Here is a 4,081-nt window from a genome sequence, read left to right on the forward strand (position 1 = left end):
CTCCTCGTCTCCCTCCTGCTCTCCGTGCCGGTCATCGCCATGGCGATGGTGCCGGCGCTCCAGTTCGAGTACTGGCAGTGGCTCTCCCTCACGCTGGCCGCGCCCGTGGTCGTGTGGGGCGCGCTGCCCTTCCACCGCGCGGCGTGGACCAACGCCCGGCACGGCGCGGCGACCATGGACACGCTCATCTCGATCGGTACGTCGGCGGCCCTCCTGTGGTCGCTGTGGGCGCTGTTCTTCGGCACCGCCGGCATGCCCGGCATGACCCACCCGTTCGAACTGTCCGTCAGCCGCACCGACGGCGCCGGCAACATCTACCTGGAGGCCGCCGCCGGGGTGACGACCTTCATCCTGGCCGGCCGGTACTTCGAGGCCCGCTCCAAGCGGAAGGCCGGCGCCGCCCTCCGCGCCCTGATGGAACTGGGCGCGAAGGAGGTGACCGTCCTGCGGGACGGCCGCGAGCAGCGGGTACCGACCGCCGAACTGGCCGTCGGGGACCGCTTCCTGGTCCGCCCGGGCGAGAAGATCGCCACCGACGGTCGTGTCGTGGAGGGCTCCTCCGCCGTCGACGCCTCCATGCTGACCGGCGAGTCGGTACCGGTGGAGGTCGCCGTGGGCGACACGGTGACCGGTGCCACGCTCAACGCCGGCGGCCGACTGGTCGTCGAGGCGACCCGGGTGGGCGCCGACACCCAACTCGCCCGCATGGCACAGCTCGTCGAGGACGCGCAGAACGGCAAGGCACGCGCCCAGCGGCTGGCCGACCGGATCTCCGCGGTGTTCGTCCCCTTTGTGATCGCGCTCTCGCTCGGCACGCTGGGCTTCTGGCTGGGCAACGGGGCCGGGCTCACGGTCGCCTTCACCGCCGCCGTCGCGGTGCTGATCATCGCCTGCCCCTGCGCGCTCGGGCTGGCCACCCCCACCGCGCTGATGGTCGGCACCGGCCGCGGCGCCCAGTTGGGCATCCTGATCAAGGGCCCCGAGGTACTGGAGAACACCCGCAGGGCCGACACCGTGGTCCTGGACAAGACCGGGACCGTCACCACCGGCCGGATGACGCTGCTCGCCGTCCACCCCGCGGAGGGTGAGGACGCCGCGGAGGTCCTGCGACTCGCGGGCGCGCTGGAGAACGCCTCCGAGCACCCGCTCGCCGCCGCCGTCGCCGCCGGCGCGGCCGAGCGGGTCGGCGCGCTCCCCACACCGGAGCAGTTCGAGAACGTCCCCGGCCTCGGCGTGCAGGGCGTGGTGGACGGGCACGCCGTCCTCGTCGGCAGGCAACGTCTGCTGGCGGACTGGGCGCTCACCCTGCCCGGCCCGCTCGCCGAGGCGGCGCGGGCGGCCGAGACCGCCGGGCGCACGGCCGTCGCGGTCGCCTGGGACGGCTCCGCCCGCGCCGTGCTGGAGATCGCCGACGCCGTGAAACCGACCAGCGCCGAAGCGGTGCGCCGGCTCCGCGACCTCGGTCTCACCCCCATCCTGCTGACCGGCGACAACAAGGCGGTCGCCCACGCGGTCGCCGCGGAGGTGGGGATCGACGAGGTCGTCGCCGAGGTCATGCCGCAGGACAAGGTGGACGTCGTCAAGCGGCTCCAGGCCGAGGGACGGACGGTGGCGATGGTCGGCGACGGCGTCAACGACGCCGCCGCCCTCGCCCAGGCGGACCTCGGCCTGGCGATGGGCACCGGCACCGACGCCGCGATCGAGGCCGGCGACCTCACCCTCGTCCGAGGCGACCTGCGGGTCGCCGCCGACGCCATCCGGCTCTCCCGCCGCACGCTGGGCACGATCAGGTCCAACCTGGTCTGGGCGTTCGGCTACAACGTGATGGCGCTGCCGCTGGCCGCCGCCGGTCTGCTCAACCCGATGATCGCCGGAGCCGCCATGGCCTTCTCCTCGGTCTCGGTCGTCGCGAACAGCCTGCGCCTGCGCACCTTCCGCCCGACCGCCTGAGCCCGGCCCGCGCTAGCGCGCCTCGCACAGCGCGCGGTCCACCAGCCGCGTGAGCCGGCCGAGTTGGCGCACGGCGGTGTTGTGGTCGCCGGGCCGGCTGTGCGCGGTGACGGTCACGGCCCGGGACCCGTCGGCGGTGGCCGCGGGCCAGGTGAGGTATCCGAAACCGCTGCCGCTGTGCCCCCAGTACCCGCCGCCGCAGGACAGCGGCGTCCAGTTGAGCCCCAGTCCGGACCGGGTGCCCGGCACCACGGCGCTCTCGTCGGGCACCGGGACCGTCCCGCGCATCTCCGCGAGCAGTTCGCGGTCCAGCAGCCTGCCGCCCAGCAGCGCGCCGAAGAACCGGTTCGTGTCCTCGGCCGTGCCGACCATCGAGCCGTCCGCGTCACCGTCGAACGGCAGATACGCCACCGTGGTGTCGGTCAACGGCCCGTCCGCCTCGAACCGCTGGTGGTTGCGGGCGTGCGGGCGGGGCAGGAACGGCTGGTCGCCCGCCGTGAAGGTGCGGTCGAGACGCAGCGGGCGCAGCACCCGCTCCCGCACCTCGCGCTCCCACGGTCGGCCTGTGACGGCCCTGATCACCATCCCGGCGAGCACGTAGTTGGTGTTGGAGTAGGCCCAGCCCTCCCCCGGTTCGAACAGGGGCCGGTGCCCCATCGCGAGGGCGACACGTTCCTCGGAGGAACGGCGGGTCCAGCGGTGCCGGTGGTAGCCGGCCGCGCTGGCGTCCGGCACGACGTCAGACGCGTAGTCGGGCACACCGCTGGTGTGCTGGAGGAGCTGACGAACAGTGACCCGCCGTCCGTCGTTCCCGTTGCCCCGGACGACACCCGGGAGCCAGCGCTCCACCGTGTCGTCGAGGGAGAGCCGTCCCTCGCCCACCAGTTGGAGCACCACGGTCGCGACGTAGGTCTTGGTGGTGCTGCCGAGCCGGATGTAGCCGTTCGGCGGCACCGGCCGGCCGGTGCGCAGGTCCGCGACGCCGCTGCGCGCGACGCGGGCTCCCGAAGGTGTGTCGAGCCGGACGGCCACCCCGGTCACCCCCGCGTCCCGCACCGCGTCGGCGTCCTCCCGCAGGCTCCGGTCCGGTGAGGACGGGTGAGCGTCTTCGGCCGGCGCCGTCCGCCCGGCCGTCTCGGCGGCCGCCTGCGGTAAGGGGGACGTGAGCAGCGCGACGGCCACGGCGGTCGCGAGGAGGGCGGTCAGTCCGGGCCTGTGCTTCCTGTTCATACCGGCACCCTAGGGACGGCGCCGGTCAGGACGGCAGCCGGTGAACCACCGATCGTGTACTCGGGTTGACCACAGGCCTGCCGGGGGCCGCAGGTGGCCGTCCCGGTGGCGTCGGCTGCTCCGGTCGGCGTAGCCGGGCGCGGCTTGCCGGTCCACACGGCCGGCGCGTCGGACGATCGACGCAGACCACCGGGCCGTCGGACGGAGAACCCGTGAACATCCGTCGCTACTCGCTCCACCTCGTGCTCGCCCTTGTCGCCGTGCTGGTGCTCGTCGCCGGTACGGTCCTGATCGCACGCACGCTCGGCGCGGGCGGAGCGAACGGGCCCGAGGAACCGGCCACCACCGAGCCGACGGGCCAGGCGGACGGAGGTGGAGACGGCACACCGGCGCCTCGTGCGGCGGTGGTACGGCTCCCCGGCGTCTCGCTGGACGGCTCCTTCGAGTTCACCGACGGCACCACCGGCTGCGCGGTCATCAGGAACGACGGAGGCGTCCCGGTGACCCTGACACGTGTGTCGGTCGTCAACGCCGAGGTCGTCGGCGCCTGCCGGACCGAGAACGTCACGCTGTGCACCGCCACCCCGGTGCGCCTGGCACCAGCCGGCCGCTGCGCGGTCGCGGTCCGGGTCGAACCGGACACCGGTCGGACGGTCAGGATCACCGCCACGCTGCGCGCGGTCTGCCACTCGCTGGAGAGTTGGCCCTGCGACCAGGCGCGCGGCCGGGCACCCGCCACCCGGCCGTTCGTCCTGGAAGCCCCCGGCCTCTGGGAGGTCTCCACCGGCGCGCCCCCCGGCGACGGCGACGGCGGTACCCCCACCGACGGGCCGGACGGCGGCCGGCGGGGCGGTGAGAACGGCGGCGGTGATCCGGGCGGAACCCGGACCGGGGGCGGGAA

General features: G+C 74.3%; 2 protein-coding genes and 1 pseudogene. 2 read left to right on the forward strand and 1 reads right to left on the reverse strand.

The genetic code is table 11. From position 1 onward, the window contains the following. Nucleotides 1-1,950 (forward strand): copper-translocating P-type ATPase (locus GL263_RS22795; RefSeq protein WP_182857629.1); only part of this gene is annotated, 1,950 nt, incomplete at its 5' end. Between the two features lie 12 nt (nucleotides 1,951-1,962). Here the strand turns inward: GL263_RS22795 and GL263_RS22800 are convergent. Then, nucleotides 1,963-3,180 (reverse strand): serine hydrolase domain-containing protein, encoded by a 1,218-nt coding sequence (locus GL263_RS22800; protein WP_182857630.1) that lies wholly within the window; start codon nucleotides 3,178-3,180, stop codon nucleotides 1,963-1,965. Nucleotides 3,181-3,392: 212 nt separating this feature from the next. On the opposite strand from GL263_RS22800, the pseudogene GL263_RS22805 reads away from it, so the two are divergent. Further along, nucleotides 3,393-4,081 (forward strand): annotated as a pseudogene (locus GL263_RS22805) (hypothetical protein); the annotation flags it as partial.

The organism is Streptomyces durbertensis, from assembly GCF_014156695.1.
Lineage (GTDB): Bacteria > Actinomycetota > Actinomycetes > Streptomycetales > Streptomycetaceae > Streptomyces > Streptomyces durbertensis.

Excerpts from the sequence above, each read along its gene's own strand:
- GL263_RS22800 (WP_182857630.1), bottom strand. The coding sequence starts at position 3,180 with ATGAACAGGAAGCACAGGCCCGGACTGACCGCCCTCCTCGCGACCGCC.